The sequence below is a fragment of the Vibrio intestinalis genome (assembly GCF_025195085.2).
Classification (GTDB): Bacteria; Pseudomonadota; Gammaproteobacteria; order Enterobacterales; family Vibrionaceae; genus Vibrio; species Vibrio intestinalis.
The window spans coordinates 98,656-117,227 of record NZ_JANAVY020000007.1 but is presented as its reverse complement, the minus strand read 5'-3'; the positions used below and the strand labels follow the sequence as shown (position 1 = coordinate 117,227).

The following is an 18,572-nucleotide window of genomic DNA, read 5'->3' as shown; positions in this document are numbered from 1 at the left end:
GAAAAACCAGCAAAACAACCAACCCAAAGCTAATCTTGACCTCATTGTGACGCTCACACCATTTAATTACTCAAGTTACAAATTTCAATTTAAGATCAGGAGCCTTAATTTCTGTTTAAAATAAAAAAGCGCACCATATTTAAGTGCACATTACCTGAAATCAATTTTTGTTATCGCCTTTAACGTATACAGCAACTATCGAGCTCATTTTCACCGATGCGATCCTGTCAATTAAAGTGAGTGCTGTTCAATCTTAGCCCTAGCCATGATTACGCTCCTCTAGTACCGCTTTCGCTTTTTCAATGTCAGCGTAGGTTGGTAGCGGGTAGAGTGATTCACTCCAATCATCAGTCTCTTTGTGTTCAATCACATAACGACTAAAGCCCAAACCAAACGCAGATAGCCTTTCTCCGTTCACACCATATGTATATATCATTTCTGTAGTAGGGCTGTTCTCGGTCGGTTGGTGTAATACACGGGTAATATTTCGGCCATGCGCAGGGACGAACCACATATCACCACCATTAAAAGCCAACAAATCGACTGTAGCTCGAAAGTTACCCATTTTTTCAGATGGCCTTCCGGAATGGTATACCTTCCCACCTCCCTCACCACCGAGGCAGTAGAAGCCATCTCCATACTTTCCGCCCCAAACATTACAATCGTAGCTAACAGGGGTGAAATCTCCTCGATCGACCAGTTTTAAAGTTTTGGCATCAAACACGAATGTGTTGCCGCATTTTGGAACATCTTGTCCCCCAAAAGTTTCAAGGTATTCATCATCCTCCCACCCACAGCCAAACCACGCTAAACTCGGATTATAACTCAAATAGATCGCTTGCTCTGACTGGTTCATATAAGGCTTGGCAAAAGAGGTCATGTAACGGGCGTATGAACCATTTACATCAGTAAATTTCACTACCTCTTTGGTGTCTAGCTTAACCAGCAAAAGCTCATCTCTTTTTTTCACAACAACTTGTGTGCTGTCTCTATCCCACATAATATCGTGACGAGTTGAACCAGACTCCTCACTAATGTTTGTTACTTCTCCATTTTCTAGATCGTACAAGACGGTGCTATTTTTCTGGGGGATAACAAGATAGCGGCCGTTAGGCGAGCGTGACATATATTTTGCATAATCAGTCGTGCTTCGATAAACAGGCGGCGGGAATACCCCCTCAGGGATCAGCAATTGAGGGTCAGTACCATCAATGTTTAATGCCCAGTAACTGACCTTTGATTTATCTTCTCGGTTTTCGATAGTAAACAGCACCTGAGGGAGTTTCACATTCTCTGTATTCCAATCCGCAACTTTCGGATTTATTGGGAGTTTAAATTCATAATCATGAAGCCAACTCTCAGTGTCTCCTCGATTTGTATCCAACCAATCGGCTAACAGCTCGATTCGAGCTTTCTCATCAAAATAGGGCTTAGTGACGACGTAACCAATACCTGCGACAACAACAGTCGTCAAACCCAAGCCGAGTAATATTTTCTTTTTCATTGTTAATCCATTTTCTAATTTTGTTGTAACGACCAATCCAGCATTAATGACTCAAAACGTTGTTTTTCTTCTGTTGTCATACCTTTATTCTCGTTTGGCCGAGCTTCAGATGGAAATTCTGTAGTGCTCTCAGGTTCAACAAATAAATCGTTCTCAAAAAGTGCATGGGGAGTGGTATAGAACTCTAGCCCTTATAAAGTAGTCTCTGGAGATAAACACCACTGACTTTAAGGTTTGATTTCGCCACGAAGTTTGCTCCTTATTTGACCTGATTTGAGTCGCAATGTGTTGTCACAAAATGATCGCCTTGTCTTTCAATTTGGCATGTGCGCTCACAACGTCGGATTTCAAGTGATGTCCACTTGCCGTAGTCTATTTCTTTACATTTTTCTTCCTGTGCTTCCTGATAACGGGCGAAAGCTTGTTTGTATTGAGCGTGGTCTGGTAAGGCTGGAAATTCCTGACGTAAATCATAATCAGAAAAATGAGGCTGCAAACTCGCGGGAACAAAAAGGGAGAAACCTTTAACACTATCGCCTTTTACAGGCGGCTTATAGTGGTAGGCGAGTTCATCAATTGGCGAACTCTCATCTGACTGACGCGCTCTATACAGTCGTGGTGTAAGCGCATCCTTGCCACTTAATACGCCTAGTTGCAACGCGTAACGGCTGTCTTTACTAGCCAAAGGTATGGCTTTGTCGGCTGCTCGAGTATTAAATGAACGATAACCATCCTTGGTGTTGCAAGTAAACGCACCACCATCCTCCCGCCAGTAGATATAATCTGCAACGGCATTGTACTTTCTCCGCTCTTCGAGTAAATAACATTCCTTAGGGTAATAGCGCTCCACAGTGTAATGTTGCCGCTCGCCAACTTGATAGATGAGGTTGGTTTCCTCATCGACCCGACCTAATACAATTTTGTTATGAGAAGTTCTTGCTGTTACCAGTAGCTGTTTTCCTTGATTCAGAAGTTGTACTCTTATAGGTTCATCATAAGCATGCTCATTACCATCCAGCCATTTCTTTCTCAGTTCAGGAGAATCCGGGTTAGGTAAAGTCAACGGCAGCTCACTCATAACCATGCTGTTGGTATCAAATTCATACGCTTTGCCAAGTTTCGACATGTAGGCTTTACTGCTGTCAGGCAGCCAGCCACCAAAGTTACAATCCCCCCGAAGCGTTCGATGTGGCGGGTTTTAAGGTCTGCAACGGCACAACCTTTTATCGTTACAAATAACCCCATGTTAAAAAACAAGAAGCGGCCATTTGGTGAACGCTGCGGGCGCAAGTTTTTGGCAAAGCCAACTAGGCTGCCAACTTGTTCTGGAGTCAACAAGGTTTGTAGGTTACTGCCGTCTAAATTCATGGTGTATAAACCAGCTTGTTTGCGGTTTTCTGCACGATAAATCTGAGTGATGATTTGCGGCTTATCTCCAGGGTTATCCCACTGAGCCAACGGTGCGGTGCGTGGGTCTGCAACTTCCAATAGCCATGTGGCCTCTTTTGAGGTCGCACCATCTTTAAAATGTACTGTTGGCATCAACCGTTCTAAAGCGCGGTTGTACCGCTCTTTTTCAATCTGAGCAACCGATCTTTCTTCTAACCATTGCTGAACTTGTGAGCTAAAGGCACTACCTACCCCAACGCCTGCTATAGCCAATGCGGTCAAGCCAGATACAACTTTTTTGTTCATCACTTACACTCCTAATTCTTGTTTCCACAGCGACATGTTTTGGCTAAGGTGATTTACAAAGTTTGATTAATAATAAGGAGTTAGGTGAGCAAAGAAATATTCTCGCCAATTCTTGTTTGATAAATGATGGATTGTCGATGAGTAGTTAAATACATCGTAAATAGAAAAATGGGTATGCAGAACATACCCATAGAACCAAAGCTCAAGAAATAGCGCTATAACGCTCACATCATGCCGCGAAGGAGAGATCCCATGCGCTATCCTGACGCTCTAACTCTGTGTTGCTTTTTAAAAGGGATACAACGCCACTACTTAAAGTAAAACTTGTATTGACTTCTTCTGCGCTAGCCGAGAGATCGTTAGTACCATTGACATAAACTGTTATCGCGCCTTCCGCTAAAGTAGAGACATCTAAGGTTGTTTCCCACGAACCATCCATTTTAACTGATGCACTACCCGTCACTTCAAGCATGTTTTTATCGACCGCTTTTAAGGTAATCTGCTCGCCAAAATCAAAACGTTGACTAGCCCCTGTTACTGGTAAAGTACTTGCTGAGTTGAGGTCGATATCGGCAATAAAATCAACCGATACAACAGGAGTGACCGGTAACGTGTGGCTGGTATCATCTAGCCCAATATTACCTACCTTATCTTTTAACCCAGTAACGGATAAGACAATACTTTTACTCGACGTATTAGGAACAACGACATCACCAACCCACACGGTTTTGTCAATGGTGGCGCTCAAGTTGGTAATTGAGTTGACACCAAGTGCTGCCGAAACCTCTTCTACTTCTTCGCTAAACACCAACTTGGTATTAACGCCCTGCCCAACAGCTTGATACTTAGGATTAAACTCTACAGACAACAGCGTTGGTGCAACACCATCAACTTCGGCAGTCAATATATCCCCAATGCCTGCAATGTCGTTCAAACTCTTAAAGCTGCCATCGTTCACTTTAATCGTTATGGTGTCGAGCGTGCCTGTTGGTGCTTGATACTTCGTGGTCCAAGTAATGTTATCGGCGGTGTTCCAAGTACCATTCACTAGCTGACCTGAATCTCCACCATTGGCAGTAATCAGTACATCTGAGGAGTCGAAGCCCGCTACTTCTTCAGTAAATGCGAAAGTCAACGTGACTTGCTCTCCTCCTGCTAACACCCCAACCTTGCTGTTTGAGATAGTCAACGCTGGTGTTGACGAAGCTGTAACGGTCGTATTGACGGTCGAATTGGCTGTTTGATTCGCAAGGTCTACAGCACTTACGTTCACTGTATAGCTTCCCGGCTCGAACAGATAGTGAATAATGTAAGGGTCAGAAGCGCTGACAGGTAATGTCATCGATTCTGGGTTCACTAACCCTTTACTACCATTTGCTGTCGAGGTTAAAGTTTCGAGGTTTTTATCGCTCGCAAACACCGTGACATCAACTGGGTACTTTCCATTGGTTGGTATCGGAGATGTTTGACTCGCCGTTACACTTGCTATGGTCGGTAGCTCATGATCTACCACTGAAGCTAGGCCTCTAGCATCGTAACTTTTCCCGAATAGTTGGAAGGTTTTCGTCTTTCGTCCAATTGAATCAGTCACCGTTACTGTAAAGTCATAGACCGCTTGCTCGTCTACAGTGAAGTTCATTGTGCCACTAGCATTTGATGAAACAATATTGCCCGTGTAACTCAATGGGGCTCCTACCGTTGGTTGAAAGTCAATGCTGTATGCTGTCGCTTGGATACCAGCGGAATCTACCGTTGAAATAGAAAATGCCTGCGTGTTGTTTTTAAACAACAGTTTACCATTTTCGATACTTGCCCCAGCTTCAAAAGCCAAGGTGACTTGCGGTGAACTCACATCAATGATCTTTCGGATGCTAGTGTAAAGCCCTACTTTATCCGTCGCGATGATATCTACGGTAATGGAATCTCGGTTTTCTAGCTGGGTAGCATCAAGCTCAAAGTACGATGCGGAACCATTACCATCTTCAACTTTTTCTTCCTGATGATTTGGATTCAACACCGCGTAATTGACGGTATCTACACCACTGCCTGTATCCGTAATATCGAATCGGAAACGCACTTTTCCTGGATTCGCATCAGACGGTGTGACGATAACTTCATCACCAATGAGTGGGGCTGAATTATCAATCCTGATATCTACTGAGTCTTCACCACTTCTTGCCCAAACATCGGTTGCTGTAATCGTTGTTTTGAGGGTTTGCCCATCTGAATTTGCAGGCAAATCACTGTTAAACTCTGAGCATTGATATTCTGGAGCATCCGAGCAAACCTCAAGCTGAGTAAAATTGTTACGGCTATCTTTGTAGTTGTACGACTTTGAACCAACTCTCGCTACTAAATTATCTAATCGCGAGTTTTCGTACAGTTTAATTCTAAACTTAACCACCATCTTTTCACCGTTAACCGTCGTATTACCAACTGGATCAGTGATTAGAACTTCTACATTACCTTGTGGAAGCTGCAACAATATATCGTGATCTGGCGTTAGGTTACCCGCTACATCCGATAACTGCGTAATTTTGTACTCCTGCGTAACACTTAAGCCATTGATAATGTCTGAGTAGAGCTCAGAATAAGTACATTTCACATTACCCACACCCGTTGTACATTGTGTAGGTGTAAAGGCTCGATTACCTTGAAGCCTTACGAGTTTCGGATAGGCCGCTTTCTCTGATGTATTCACTCCAGCAAGCTCATCATTGTATGTAAGATCAAAGGTGAGCATTTTGTTATTTTGCGCCTCATCAAACCACACATCATTATGATTGAAACTGTATGAGTTTCCATCAACCACAGTTGGCGCATCAACATCCATCATTGCAAAGTTAAACTTGCTAACTGTCTCGCGTCCGTTTGTCGCGACTGTTCGCGTAATCAAAGTAACCGGAGCCTGACTCATACTCTTCGTCGAGGCTAAACTACAGCTGTACGGCTCTTGCGATACATTAATCACTCCGGAATATGGCGCTTCGTTTGTCGGCGGAGCCTCTTCAGAGTTGTATGCTTCCCTCACCCAACACTCTAAAGTTTTCGCTTTTACCTCACTTTGTGTATTAAACGTTACATTCAACGCGCTGTTAGCTTTATAGTTTTGGAAGTCTGCGGGCGACTCTATCGACAAGACTACACCTTGTCTTTGAACACTTAATGTTTGGTTAACCACACCGACTTTACGATCGCTTTCATTGAGATAGCGAACCTTATTGTAAACTTTGATATCTAGCTCGTAGCGTCCATCCGCTGCAATTTGTGTCTCTAGCAGCGTTGCCGTCCATTTGCCCGGTTCCTGTTCAACAAAAGTTAAGCTGGTTCCGTTTTGTTCGCCGACCAGTTTGTAACTAGAGTCAATTTTATCCACACCACTTTCATCAACGACATCAAGTGTCAGAATGATGTTACCTTCTTGATAAATTGTATTGTTGGTTATTGGCGTTCCATCGATATAGCTCATGGCAAGGGTAACTTGAGGTAGCGCATTGTTGACTTTAATCTTTATGTCATCGTTGCTAGTCGTTATTGTTTCGTTACCGCGAACATCAGAACCTTTTAGTCGCAAACTATAAATCCCTGTACTTAAATCATTCAGAGGCACTTTAAAATCATTACCAATATTAGACCCAGGGGTTCCTGGCTGGGGTTCTGTGTTACTGAACGTCCAGTACTCTAAGCTTTCTTTGTCTACACCTTCAACTGACGCATTGCCATTGGAGTTAAGATCTTGCGCGATAAGGTTGAACACGTAGTTACCTAGATAATAGTCATTCTCATTGTACCCACTTAACCTCAATGCTGGACCTTCACGGTCTAAGATTATGTGATTAATATTCGTTTGGGATTCGAAACCATTAACATCTGTAGTTTTAACGTAAAGTGCAGTTGTTTTTTCTTGTCCCGTAGTGTCAATTCTGTCTGTTTCAGACTTATTTAAAGACATCACGAACGGTTGACTTGGGTCGACTGGTGTCATGGTTTTGATTGGATTTGGGAACCCTTCTTGGAACAAGGAGACTTGGTCAATCTTCGAGTCATCAGTGACCGAAGTAAACCGTACACTAAACTCTCTACCCAATACATAACTTTCTTTTGATAAAGCATCTTCTACCCAAGGGGTATTCAATCGAATTTCTGGACCAATGTTATCAACTTTAAATGTAAAGATACCCTGAGTGCTCACGTTAGAAGGGTAAGCTTTATCCGTCGCTGTTACGTAAAATTCATTCGACGCTAAGTAGTCAAAGGCACCAGCAACTAGCTGAACTTTTACATCAGGCTGCTCACCAATCAAATAAGGAAGATCGCAGACTTCTGCAGCTGGGTCACAATGGGATAATCGAACTGCCTGACCTGAGCCACGACGAAGATCTATTTGAACGTCGCTCCCTTGACTTAATGATCCCCAATTAATCACAGGAGTCCAAATTGAGTTGCCTCCTAGTTTTTCTTCAATTGCTCCTCCCGAAACAACCGGGGCTTCAGAGTCAATCAAAACATTAAAACGAGGTGCGGTGCTGATAAGTTCAGAAACAGAGTTGTTCAAGTTATCTTCTGCTCTTACGACCACCAGCCAATTACCATCACCCGGATAGATTGTATTTCCTTGGTTGTTACAAACATCCCCCGTACACAGTTTGACCTTAAACGAATCTTGAGAGTTCGCTGAGAAGTCCTGCGCAGTAAATGTGGCTTTTTCACCTGTGGGTTTATAGAACACCAAACCACGGACATCTCGCTTGTCACCGACGACGTCAGAAATAGCAAATGTTAGCTCGTGAACATTTTTAGCATTTAAATAAATACTTGGGTCAATAGGTTTACCCTGAACATCGTTGGGTGGGGTGTAGCTAGCGACAGGATAGTCGTTGTCAATATACAAAGACTCGATGTATGGTTCTTTACCATCATAACCGTACGAGTTTCCATGTGTATCTTTTGCGCTTGTATTAAGTGCAAATTCAACCATCTCTTTGAGTTCTGGTAACTGAGTATCTAGGGTAAAGAAATATTCTTTACTGTAACTATCGCCGTTTGAGCCTGCAGTAATATTGACATCAATTGGTTTGGGCGACGATGGCTCAGTGGCGTTATACCACATGGTCGCAAACTTCGGTTGACTTCCCTCTACGGTTACAATACCCGATGGATCTTTGAGCAATATTCTTGCGGCTATTTCGCCCGCAACAAAGCGTTTATTATTGACTGTGACTTCACGCCCCAAATCAATCGACAATGTCGTCTGAGGAGGCAGTTTATCGATACTTTCTCCGGGACCATCAAATATTGATTTGCCACCGCTCTCTGGGTTGGCCATTGAAATATCATCGGCATAAAGTTGAGCTATATTTTCAGCAACACCATAGACTCCGGTCATAACATCAAAATATGCTTGGGCTAAGTGAGTTCGATAAGTCTTTGAACTGAACTCATAGGTGTCCAATGTAATTTGAGTGTTTCCTTCTCCTATACCATTGGCTTTGCCATCATAGCTAAAGTCATCATACATCGCTGATGCAAAGTCTAATGAGTTACTACGCGGCATGTCTTTGGACAACTCAACGATACCCTCCACAAGAAAACGATGGAGATAGTCATTTGTAGGGTTATTAGGGATAGGCTTTGTGGTAAGCAGCTCGTTAGTTGCATACGATACTATTGTTGGATCAAAACCAAAGAAGGAATCATTATTGCTACCTGCTAGTGCTCGTGTTACATCATCAAGAACTTGTTTGGCTCGCGCGACTGTTTTCTCACCAGCGGCAACTTGATTCCATTGGTTATCAAACAACCCCGTTTGATATACTGATAGCTCGGTCAGGTAGAATGTTTGCGAACCATTTAAAATAAAATAAGCACCGATATTAGCTTTATTTAAATCAACAGCTTGCCATTCACTCGCATCTTTCTTCCACTGATAATAATGAGAAACGGGAGTCGCTACACTGATCAATCTCATGCGCATAAACTCGTAGTTCATCAGGTCAGTCATTGTTTCACATGACGCTACATCTAAGGTGATATTACCCGAGTTTTCTTCTTTTTCCTGAGCAGTGACACAGCTCGATAATGGTGTAAACTCACCATTGGCACTCAAGCCTTCAAGTTGTACCCGAGCCCCAATAAATGGAGTAACTACTTTCATTGTTGGTAAGTCAAAACTGCTGCGGAAAAAGACCTCTTGAATAGAACTTTCGTTTTCTGATTCATCAATGGTCTTTATAACAAGTTTCTGACTGCTTTCTTCAGCTGTGGAACTGAAACTATCACCCAAGACCTCTTTAACATACGGTATGTAGTAGACCACCTCATTAACACGTCCATCTCCATCCTTTGAAATTGTTTTGTGAGGAATATTCGCGGTGAAGTTTTCGTCAGAACCGATAGTTTTCGTAACGTTTTGTAATGAATAGTTCCCATCGTTGTTTCGACTAACATAATACTCTACAACAAGAGTAAGTTTATCGGCATTAGACCCTAGCACTGAATCATAACTGTTGTCTGAAACTTTAACCTCTAGATACGGGATTTTCTTTTCTTTCAGTAAATTTACGTTAAAGTTTTTAAAATCCACGCCTTCAATGCTGTTTTTGATACCATTGCTTGCGTAGAGGAAGTCTATCTTCAAGTAATCACGACTACTTTGAACTGTACCTTCAGTATATGTATTTTGTGTATACGCACCATCATACATAGTACGCTCACCATCGACACCAACCTTTACATATGTCATCAAGGTGCCGCTACTAGGATAAGTTACCACTTGTGTTGGACGCTGATCATCTCGACTCACCGTATGAACAAGATTTCCTACATTCCCTTTACTGTCTGATGCCTCTATGTCAAAGACGGTAGTTGAAACAAAATCATCGGTTAAATAAGGATTGCTAAACTCGCAGGCATTTCCTACTTCAGAAGGGAGTGGTGTACACTTAACTTCTTCTTTTACCCCACCATTGAAAGCCACTGTCACAGAAGAAATATCTTGATATTCCTCTTTAACAGTACCTTTTAATATGTACTCTGGTACGCCGTTATTAATTGTATTGGCCGATGTAACTTTAATTACTGGAGATTCGTTATCCCATTCAAAATTAATGATATGGCCTTGACCATCCACTGGCTTCAACTGGTTTCCAAGAACATCAGATGTATACAGAATAACCCGAGCTTCAGAAGTGTAGAGTTCTTCATCGCCATAGATTCCATCCATAGCGGTAGTATTTATCATAATACGAGCACTAGTTTCTCGTAGTCCTTGTTCGAAATCCGTAAAATCAACTGAACAATACTCATTGCCATAATTTGCGCCATCATCACACACTAACTCTTCAGACCAAGTTCCATGACGTTGGTACTGTATGTATGCAGAAACGCTTTTGACACCAATCTCATCGTGCAGTGAAATATCTACACTATCAAGACCTGCTAAAACTCCTGTGTTCACGCGTTTTACATCTGGCGGAGTTGTATCTATTTCTATGACATCACGAGGCGGGACAACGCCATCTGCCCCCCCTGTACCTAAGTCGTTAATTTGTTGACTAAATTCAACATAATCATCCGCACTTGTCCCTGATACGTTCAAGTTTGGGTCGTTTACAACAATGAGAACATGCTGAGCGAGAAGGTTAGTGTAGACATCACTCGTCACACTTACTTGTCCGAAAGATAATGGCGTTAATGCGCCATTTAACTCACTAATTTCCTCTCCGTTCAAGTAGCCGTCAGAAACAACGTCGCGGTATTGGATATCCGCCAAATGCATAGAGGTATAAGTATGGTTGTCATCACCATACTTACTAATAAGATCATGAGAAAAAGAAGAGTATGCGGTTAGCAATGCACCATATTTGTGGCCATCAGAAGCATAGCTACTTTGCCCTCCACGCGTAATATCAACAGGCTCAGTTTTATTGATATCGAAGCCATACATATCGCTGACGGTAGATATTGACTGAGAGACAGCATCACGACTAGATACCCCCTGAGCCATCTTATATTTTGCAAGACCCGCGGCAATATTTGATAGTGGTGTAAGCATAGCTTTGTGATTGCTGCCTTCACTAAAGTTGACCACACTATCAAGGCGGATAATTTTTCCGTTACTCACCGATATAGTTTCATTCGTGAGTGGATCAGTATAGCTGCCGCCTTGAGCACTGATTAGTACTGGCTGCGAAATAGACTCAATACTGACCTTGTAATCACCAAAGGCGTCTGATGTAGTGGATCCCAACTTGCGTCCGATTTTTCCATCTTCGTATTCCCATACTTGGATGGTTGCTCCATTTACTGGCGCATCAAATACATTTCCTGAAATGGAGCCCACGTTTCTTGCAGGGGGAGTTGAGTCACCTTCCCCACCACCGCACGCGCTAAGCGCAATAGAAACTATCCCTAAGCTCAATAACCTTGCAACTGACTTATTCTCAAACATACTGACCAAATAAAAAATTTTTTGCGATTATATGAGCGCTAAAAAATTTCTCAATATGTCCAAATCACCACCAAAACAGGCATAAACGCACATAAATTAGTATTATTGAAAGTAAATCCACCACCCTGTACATTCCACAAAAAACGATTAACCAGTGGAAATGTCAGAATTCTGTCTTAATAGTATCTAAAAATAATTGTAAGTAATTTTATGACACGATTGTAATTTACAATACAGCTCACGTTTAGTATGGAAAACTCTTTACGATTCAAGTTTTTTACAGATGGGCTGATGTGCAGAAGGTTAACACGCCACAAACCAGGTTCTGACTTAAATATAGGCAGTGCTAATCATTTGCTAGTTTATTAAGCAACTTAGTGAGAAAGATTGAGAATAATTTGGATGCTATAAACATCATACAACGCAATTAAGCGTGTATTTTGAAGTTGAATTGGTTTGTTATCGATTAAGAGGCTTGGAGCGTACTACGGGAATCGAACCCGTATCATCAGCTTGGAAGGCTGAGGTAATAGCCATTATACGAAGTACGCTTTATCTTGGTAAGCCCAACCAATATGCCACAATATCCTGAAAAGAAAAGTAATTTTTCATCACTGACCGCTTAACTGCTGACTGTTTCACCATTATGCTGCATTAAACGCCACAATTATGAAAACTGAACATGTTCTTCTTTTACCGAGCTTTCAAAATAATGACTCACTGCTCTGTCTTTACCTTGCGCTTTAGCTTGGTACATCAAACCATCCGCATCCGATAAACAGATATCATCACTACCATGCGGATAATAAGCACAGCCTAAACTCACCGTGACCTTCAGATCACCGTCATCTGATAGCTGTAGATTGCGTATAAACTCACACACCGCTTGCGCGCGCGCGACCACTTCTTGGTAACTTAGCCTGTTGATTACAATGGCAAACTCCTCGCCACCAACTCGCCCGACAAGATAGTTTGGTTCAGAGAGTTCGGCAATCACTCGCCCTACTTGCTGTATGACCACATCACCAACCTGATGGCCATAGTTGTCATTAATGTGTTTGAAATCGTCGATATCAAACAACAAAATGCCGACCGTGCTTTTACCACCCACTCTAGAGCTAAATTCTTGATAGAAATGACGACGATTACTCAGCCCTGTTAGCGGATCGGTTTCGGAAAGGTATTTTAGCTCGCTGTTGGCTTTTTCTAACTCGCGCGTTTTAGCCTTTACAGTCATCTTTAAAACCACAAGGTAGGTGATCGCGATTAAAACAAACACTAATGCCAATACCGGTGCTAAAAATGTTGGGTATACCGTTTCGATGTACATCCATCGGCCGAAAATTCGCTGTTTCTCTTCTTCGGAGATCTTATTCATGCCTTTTGAAAGCGCTAACAGGTGCTGGCTATTGTTCTGCTGCACCGCAGGGCGAATGATGCCCGAATACATATGGTACACACCCGTAAACAGCTTGGCCGCCTTGGGGCTATGAAGGTAAAAGTTGGCGACTTGTAAGTCAGCGACAAAAGCTTGGATCTTGCCATCGAAGGCCGCCTCTATCATCTCTTCATTGTTAGCAAAGGCTTGCAATTTAAGTTGAGGAAAGTTTTTTTGAGTGAATTCTTGTTCGTAGCCACTATTTACTACGCCCACTATATAAGGATGCTCTCCTGACAGGAACTCCGCCACTTCCATCCCTATAAGGCTGTGATTGACGAACAATTGTGTGTCGATAGTAATAATAGGCGCGCTGAAATCGAGGTACTTGTCTCTATCCATAGACCAAAGCAAGCCGGCATGTACATCAGCTTCCCCTTCTTTTACCGCTTTGAGCGAGTCGCTCCAGTCAACAAGTAGAAACTGAACATCGACGTTATTTACACGACCATACTCTTGCCAGTAGTCGATAAGAATGCCTGAAGGTTGGCCTTGATCATTAATGAAAGAGAACGGCTTCCACGCTTTAGAGTTAGTGACGATGAGCGTGTCGCGCGGTTCTGGGGCGCAAAAAGCCTGACCACTAGCAATGACGATCAAAATCCATATCAAGCGCAACACAACCGACCTCGGAAACCCAAAAGATACCAAACAAAAATGGCGTTAATTATATAAATATAACTAACTTGTATAGTCTATTTTTGGCGGTCGATAGCTATCTAAATACATTTATAAGAGGCACTTCACACTCTGTATGCATTGAAGGGGTGAATTAGTTCTTTGTGCAGTCCGTTTGTACCAACACAAGAAACAAAAGTACTAGTAAGCCCCTAATTTACTAGGGGCTAATACGTAACTACAGCGACGCTGCCGCGATGTAGTCAGTCAATTCTTGATTTGATACGCGAGTAATTAGATCACCCTCAACGTAGAATGCGACTGAATCAGCTTGTTTCTCACCACGTAGAGTTTGTGTTTTACCATCTAGGTAAGTCACGTGCATTTCAAGCGTAGTGTCATTGATTTGCTCGATTGTCGCTTTCTCAATGTCGCTGTTCGCAGCAAGCGGTACTTCTGTTAGAGAAGAATCCAACTGATCGTTTACTTTGATGTAGTTTTTAGTTGGGGTATCAACCACAGCAGGTGACTTACCTGTAATTGGGTTTTTGCCAGTCCAAAACTCGATAGCGTTAAAGATGAATAAGTCAGCAGTACCTGCTAGGCCGTATACTGGAGACAATAGTAAGAACATACCTTCACGACCGTAACGGTTATCAACAATTTCTAAGTTGAATTTCGACACTAGACCCGTTGTCGCCATTTGACCCATACAGCCCGTTAGCGTTGTCATACCTAAACCTGCTACTACGGCTAATTTCACTGCGCTCAATTTCATTTTGTTTGTTCCTTTAATAAAAATTTGGCGCGCATGCTACTCCTGAGTTTTGGTATAGAGAAGATTTGGCTCGGTTAATTGACAAAAAACTAACTATGTAAAAGTTTCGCCCAATCAGCCACTTGCTTACAATTTGAGCATTAAATGCAAATACAGATTCCCCCTCTCCTGTCAACAATTGAAATTTCCAGTTTCAATGATTTGTTAAAGTGATTGTCACTTATTAGCCAGAGCTTTTAACAACAAGCATTTAACATACAAGTTTATTTTTAAGATATAACGAAAAAGAGATTCCAATCACATTTATATTGGTTATAATTCGCGCCCATTGCGCTTTATGTTGATAAACGCAAACTAATTTTTAAGAAATCGAATGTTTAACCCACCTCTTTTATTTCGATTTAAGGGGACAAACGAGAAAGAAAATGAGCAAGATTGATAAAGCAATGCGTATCCTGCTAGCAGGATTCTGTATCAACCTTTGTCTTGGCATCCTGTATGCTTGGAGTGTATTTAACAAAGCGCTAGTAACTGATTCTGGCTGGTCAGCGGCAGAAGCATCAGCTCCTTACGCAACAGCAACTATCACATTCTCTATCTGTCTTCTTATTGCTGGTATCCTTCAAGACCGTATGGGTCCTCGTCTGATCCTTATCCTTGGTACTGTTCTTACTGGCCTTGGTATGATCGCTTCTGGCTTTGTAAACTCACCAATGATGCTAAACATCACTTTTGGTGTGATTACAGGCGCGGGTATCGGCTTTGGTTACGCGTGTCTTTCTCCTTCTGCAATGAAATGGTTCCACCCTTCTAAGAAAGGTATGGTAAATGGCCTAATCGCTGCGGGCTTTGGTCTTGCTGCTATTTACCTAGCACCAGTTACTTCTGCGCTGATCGACAACATGGGCATTCAAACAAGCTTCCTAGTACTTGGTGTTGGTATTCTTGCGATTGCTGTTCCTCTAGCGGCAACCATCAACAACCCACCAGCAGACTACACACCAGCAGAGCCTAAAGTTAAAGAAGGCCAAGCACCAAAAGCGGTTAAGAAATCAGCTGACATCAGCTGGAAAGCAATGCTAACAACGCCACAGTTCTACTCACTATGGATCATGTATGCATTTGCAGCGTCTGTTGGTCTAATGATCATCGGTAACATCACGACTATCGCAAGTGTTCAAGCGAACCTTCCAAACGCGGTTTACCTTGCATCTATCCTAGCTATCTTCAACTCTGGCGGCCGTGTTGCTGCGGGTATGCTAGCTGACAAGATTGGCGGTGTTCGTACTCTACTTCTCGCGTTTGTGCTGCAAGGCATCAACATGGCACTGTTTGCAACTTTCGATTCAGAGTTCACTCTAATCATCGGTACTGCAATCGCTGCTGTTGGTTACGGTACTCTACTTGCTGTATTCCCAACGCTAACTGCTGAGTTCTACGGCCTGAAAAACTACGGTACTAACTACGGCGTGCTATACACAGCATGGGGTATCGGTGGCGCTATCGGTGCTGCTATTGTTGGTTTCTCTACGACTAACAGCGAAGGTTACGGCCTAGCTTACACAGTATCAGCGGCAATGATGGCAGTATGTATCGTACTTGCATTGGTAACTAAGCCAGTATCAGACGCAAAAGCAGCAGCGCTTCAAGCAAACGCGTAATTTGCTCGCTACCAATTAAATCTCAAAAGGCTTAACCTATGGTTAAGCCTTTTTTGTTTTGCCTGCGATGAAAATAGAACTACCAGCCGACTATTACCTCGATAACTTCTACAAACTTATCGAACATGCTCAAAGCCAATACCCCGATCTTCTAAGTAAAGAAGAACATGATTGGCTTAACCAGTTCAACGCTTTGAGCAAAGACGCCCAATGTCTGCTGGTACGCCTGTATAGTCGTAAAGGAGAGCTGTTTCGCTCCGATAAACTCAACTACGTTGAAATCCGCTCAATACCATCAGCATTAGACGAGCTTTTGCAGCAAGCATTGGTTTCAATTAATCCTGCAATTAATCATCCAACATTAGCTAATATACTGGTAAAAAGTGAAATCACCGCCCTCTATCCAGAGATAGCCAAGTCCTGCTCTAAATCAGCTGCTATTGCTCTACTTCCAGAAAAGGTATTTGACCAATATCATCAGCTCAGCTTCAAAGTAATTAAGCTAGAGCGCAGTGAGATGATTGATATTCTCCTCGCACTATTTTTCGCCAACACCCATCAAGACCTAAGCCAGTTTGTACTTGATGATCTCGGTCTTCATACCTTTGAACAATATCAACTGAGTAAAAAGACCCGCTATTTTCAAACACGTGAACAACTTAACCAACTGATGGCATTAAGCCATCTCGAAAATCGGTTTTACCAAGCAGATAGAAAGTATGTCGATCAGTTACACCTTCTTGTGAAGCAGCTTCCGGCTATCATCAAACATCCACGTTTGGAGCGTAAAAGGCAGCGACTGATTAACGAGATAGCCCGTGATTTTGAAAGGTTAGAGCAATGGGATATTGCATTAGAACTGTTCAGGCAAAGCCAGCTTCCCCCTAGCAAAGAAAGACAAGCCCGCATATTTGATAAGATCGAAGATATAGAAAGATTTAGTGACATTGTAACTAAAATGCATGCCTCCCCCTATGATATGAGTGAGCTTGAAACCGCACAGAAGCTAAACCAGCGTTTACAACGAAAACTTGGCCATAAAGTCCCACGTAGCAAAAAGCCCGTCGTCGATACTTTGCGATTGGAGCTCGATCTAAGCCAACAAAGAGTAGAGCTTGCGGTCAAGCAGCATTTAGAACAACAAGGTTGGCAAGTTTACTATAGCGAAAATGCGCTACTGACTGGCTTATTCGGCCTAGCGTTTTGGCCGATGATATTCGCGCCTATCGAAGGTGCTTTTATTAACCGCTATCAACATCGTCCACTCGATTTATATCACAATGACTTTATTGCTCAGAGAACCGATACCTACCAAGCCTGCTTAACGCGTGTACAGCAAAACGATCTGAACTATTTAGTGGATGTGTATGATGAAAAATACGGCATCAGTAACCCTTTTGTTCACTGGTCTCTCTTTGACAAGCCACTGCTTAAACAAGCTATTGAGGTGATTCCTCGCGATCAATTAATTGCACTGTTTGAAATACTCATCAGTGATTTAAAACTTTATCAAGCGGGAATGCCAGACTTAATCGCCTTTAAAGGAAAGCAGTTCGAATGGATTGAAGTCAAAGGCCCTGGTGATAAATTGCAAGACAACCAAATCCGCTGGATTAAACACTTTCAACGATTGGGCTTGCCTTTTAAGCTCTGCTTGGTTAATCACTAACTCGCTGCTTTGATTGAGAAATAAACTTAGCGGGGTCGATAAAGTCATAAAATACCGGATGTTTGTCGGTGTAACCTGCCATCCAATTACCTTGTCCTAATGCTGGGTAGTCATCTGGGCTGCCGATACGCATTGTAAAGTGAAGGTGCGGCACAGTTCCGATTCCATACCCTTCATCAACATCAGCGATATAACCGATTAATTGGCCCTTTTTAACGGTGGGTTGGTCAATCAGCCAACGACGTTTAGATACATGCCCATATAAAGAGTACAGACCATTTTGAGGATGGTCGATGATGATCAATCCACCATATGCCTCCTGTTCACCGACAAAATAAACATTACCACCTGCAACCGCATAAACCGGATCGCCAGGCAGCGCATAGTAGTCGATTGCCGAGTGATATGAGTTAGCAAACTGTGGCACTTGGCCAAACTCACCGTAATCTTGAATAACACCCGAACTCGGCATAGGGAACTGGAAAGACTCCCGCATTGATGCCATTGTCTTATCTAACTGACGCTGTGTAATTTGCTCCCTTTCCATGACTTGCTGCTTTTGCCAATTATCGTAAAACTTTGCGCCTCCAAACACGGCAACCAACATCAATACACAACAAAAAGGAAACCACTGACGACGCTTCAAACTTCACTCCTCTACTAAATAAGCTATCGGCCTCTAAGATAAGCAATAAACTCAAACAGTTAAGTGACAATAGAATCATTATAAAAATTATTAATCGAAACTTAATCTTCGTCC

The 18,572-nt window shown here is 42.5% G+C and carries 9 protein-coding genes and 1 tRNA gene; 2 read left to right on the top strand and 8 right to left on the bottom strand.

Annotated features, from left to right (window positions below; all coding sequences use genetic code 11):
- Positions 1-259: 259 nt before the first annotated feature.
- The 7 genes from MU515_RS11910 to MU515_RS11880 all read right to left on the bottom strand — a co-directional run bounded on the left by MU515_RS11910 (position 260) and on the right by MU515_RS11880 (position 14,482).
- Positions 260-1,504, bottom strand: coding sequence for a hypothetical protein (locus tag MU515_RS11910; protein ID WP_260260646.1), 1,245 nt, complete (start codon positions 1,502-1,504; stop codon positions 260-262).
- Positions 1,505-1,763: 259 nt separating this feature from the next.
- Positions 1,764-2,630, bottom strand: coding sequence for a hypothetical protein (locus tag MU515_RS11905; protein ID WP_260260645.1), 867 nt, complete (start codon positions 2,628-2,630; stop codon positions 1,764-1,766).
- Positions 2,579-3,199 carry a hypothetical protein gene (locus MU515_RS11900; protein ID WP_260260644.1) on the bottom strand — a complete coding sequence of 207 codons (621 nt, stop codon included), beginning with the start codon at positions 3,197-3,199 and terminating at the stop codon, positions 2,579-2,581. Before MU515_RS11900 ends, MU515_RS11905 begins: the two co-directional genes overlap by 52 nt.
- A gap of 229 nt (positions 3,200-3,428) precedes the next feature.
- Positions 3,429-11,648 (bottom strand): hypothetical protein, encoded by an 8,220-nt coding sequence (locus MU515_RS11895; RefSeq protein WP_260260643.1) that lies wholly within the window; start codon positions 11,646-11,648, stop codon positions 3,429-3,431.
- 476 nt (positions 11,649-12,124) lie between these two features.
- A tRNA-Gly gene (locus tag MU515_RS11890) sits at positions 12,125-12,199 on the bottom strand.
- 116 nt (positions 12,200-12,315) lie between these two features.
- Positions 12,316-13,707, bottom strand: a complete 1,392-nt coding sequence (locus MU515_RS11885; RefSeq protein WP_260260642.1) for a transporter substrate-binding domain-containing diguanylate cyclase — start codon at positions 13,705-13,707, stop codon at positions 12,316-12,318.
- A gap of 235 nt (positions 13,708-13,942) precedes the next feature.
- Positions 13,943-14,482 (bottom strand): DUF3332 domain-containing protein, encoded by a 540-nt coding sequence (locus MU515_RS11880; RefSeq protein ID WP_260260641.1) that lies wholly within the window; start codon positions 14,480-14,482, stop codon positions 13,943-13,945.
- 425 nt (positions 14,483-14,907) lie between these two features.
- Between MU515_RS11880 and MU515_RS11875 the strand changes: the two genes are divergently transcribed.
- Positions 14,908-16,143, top strand: a complete 1,236-nt coding sequence (locus MU515_RS11875) for an L-lactate MFS transporter (protein ID WP_260260640.1) — start codon at positions 14,908-14,910, stop codon at positions 16,141-16,143.
- Between the two features lie 67 nt (positions 16,144-16,210).
- Entirely contained in the window at positions 16,211-17,812 is a 1,602-nt protein-coding gene (locus MU515_RS11870; protein ID WP_260260639.1) for a VRR-NUC domain-containing protein, read from the top strand.
- Here the strand turns inward: MU515_RS11870 and MU515_RS11865 are convergent.
- A complete protein-coding gene (locus MU515_RS11865) occupies positions 17,802-18,458 on the bottom strand; it encodes a M23 family metallopeptidase (protein WP_260260638.1) in 657 nt (218 codons plus the stop codon). The two genes, MU515_RS11870 and MU515_RS11865, sit on opposite strands and share 11 nt — an antisense overlap.
- Between the last annotated feature and the right edge of the window lie 114 nt (positions 18,459-18,572).

Bases quoted from the DNA above. Each gene is read 5' to 3' on its own strand.
- MU515_RS11910 (WP_260260646.1), bottom strand. From the start codon at position 1,504: ATGAAAAAGAAAATATTACTCGGCTTGGGTTTGACGACTGTTGTTGTC.
- MU515_RS11905 (WP_260260645.1), bottom strand. From the start codon at position 2,630: ATGTCGAAACTTGGCAAAGCGTATGAATTTGATACCAACAGCATGGTT.
- MU515_RS11900 (WP_260260644.1), bottom strand. From the start codon at position 3,199: ATGAACAAAAAAGTTGTATCTGGCTTGACCGCATTGGCTATAGCAGGC.
- MU515_RS11895 (WP_260260643.1), bottom strand. From the start codon at position 11,648: ATGTTTGAGAATAAGTCAGTTGCAAGGTTATTGAGCTTAGGGATAGTT.
- MU515_RS11880 (WP_260260641.1), bottom strand. From the start codon at position 14,482: ATGAAATTGAGCGCAGTGAAATTAGCCGTAGTAGCAGGTTTAGGTATG.
- MU515_RS11875 (WP_260260640.1), top strand. From the start codon at position 14,908: ATGAGCAAGATTGATAAAGCAATGCGTATCCTGCTAGCAGGATTCTGT.
- MU515_RS11870 (WP_260260639.1), top strand. From the start codon at position 16,211: ATGAAAATAGAACTACCAGCCGACTATTACCTCGATAACTTCTACAAA.